This window comes from Thioclava sp. UBA3469, assembly GCF_002378135.1.
Taxonomy (GTDB): domain Bacteria; phylum Pseudomonadota; class Alphaproteobacteria; order Rhodobacterales; family Rhodobacteraceae; genus Thioclava; species Thioclava sediminum.
In genome coordinates, this window is record NZ_DFRG01000170.1 from 1,343 (window position 1) to 2,700 (window position 1,358).

Consider the following 1,358-nt stretch of genomic DNA (forward strand, 5'->3'; position numbering starts at 1 on the left):
GATCGAGACCTTCGACCGCACCGAAGTCATCGTGCCCAATGCGGATCTGATTTCGGGGCAGGTGACGAACTGGACGCGCGGCAATGTCACGGGTCGCCTGATCGTGCCGGTGGGCGTGGCCTATGGCACCGACACCCGCAAGGTCGAGAAGATCCTGCACGAGGTGGCCGCGAACCAGTCGCTGGTGATGATGAATCCCGAGCCGGTGGTGATGTTCAAAGGCTTCGGCGCGGACAGCCTCGATTTCGAGGTCCGCGTGATCCTCTCCGACGTGAACTTCATCCTCCGCGTCCAGAGCGAAATGAACCACGAGATCAATCAACGCTTCGCCGAGGCCGGGATCGAAATTCCTTTCGCACAGCGCGACGTCTGGCTGCGCAACCCCGAGGTTCTACGGCCCAAGGAGGACGAGGCCGAAAAGGACGCGGACGAGGAGAAGACCTCCGCGGACGAAGGCGAAGACGACAGCGACGCCAAGCGCCCCGTCACCCGTGCCGATTACGGCAGGCCCCAGCCCGGGGAAGGGCCCGAGGGGATGGAGGAGCAGCGCCAAGACACTTCAGACGGAGAGGCCGATGCCGGAGACCGCTAAACAGCCGCAGCAGCAAAGCTACCGCATTCACCCCTATGCCCGCGATCTCGAGGTCCCGGTGACGGGCCTGACCGACGAAGGCGGCATCTATTGCGCGGATTCGATCTTCTACCCGACCGGCGGCGGTCAGCCCGGTGACAGTGGCAAGCTGGTCTGGGACGGCGGCGAGATCGAGATCGCGACGGCGGTGAAGGCCGAGCCCGGCGCGCCCGGCGCGGTGATCCTGGTCCCGGCGGAGCCGCAGCCCCTGCCGCCCGTCGGCGCGCAGGTCCAGCAGCATCTCGACTGGGAGCGGCGTCACCGTCACATGCGCGTCCACACCGCGCTGCACCTGCTGTCGGTCGCGATCCCGCTGCCGGTAACGGGCGGGCAGATTGGTACGGAAAAAGGCCGGCTCGATTTCGATATGCCCGAGCGGCCCGAGGATCTGGAGGCAATCGAGCGGCGGCTGAACGACTGGATCGCGCAGGACCTCAAGGTGGTCGAGCATTGGATTACCGATGCCGAACTCGAGGCGCAGCCCGATCTGGTCAAGACGCTCTCGGTCGCGCCGCCCAAAGGTCAGGGTTGGGTGCGGCTGATCGCGATCGGCGAAGAGGCGGACCGGATCGACCTGCAGCCCTGCGGCGGCACGCATGTCGCCTCGACGGGCGAGATCGGCGGCCTCAGGATCGGCAAGATCGAGAAGAAGGGCAAGATGAACCGCCGCGTGCATCTTCATCTGGCGTGAGAGCCGCGGGCCGGGTAGGGGCGCTGCCCCTCTGCC

2 protein-coding genes are annotated in these 1,358 nt (G+C 66.3%); both read left to right on the top strand.

All coding sequences use genetic code 11. The features are described 5' to 3' along the window. On the top strand, window positions 1-592 hold a 592-nt coding region (locus B3D39_RS12725), incomplete at its 5' end, for a mechanosensitive ion channel family protein (protein WP_286789757.1). Continuing rightward, a complete protein-coding gene (locus tag B3D39_RS12730) occupies window positions 576-1,322 on the top strand; it encodes an alanyl-tRNA editing protein (RefSeq protein WP_274962272.1) in 747 nt (248 codons plus the stop codon). The genes B3D39_RS12725 and B3D39_RS12730, both read left to right, overlap by 17 nt. Window positions 1,323-1,358: the final 36 nt, after the last annotated feature.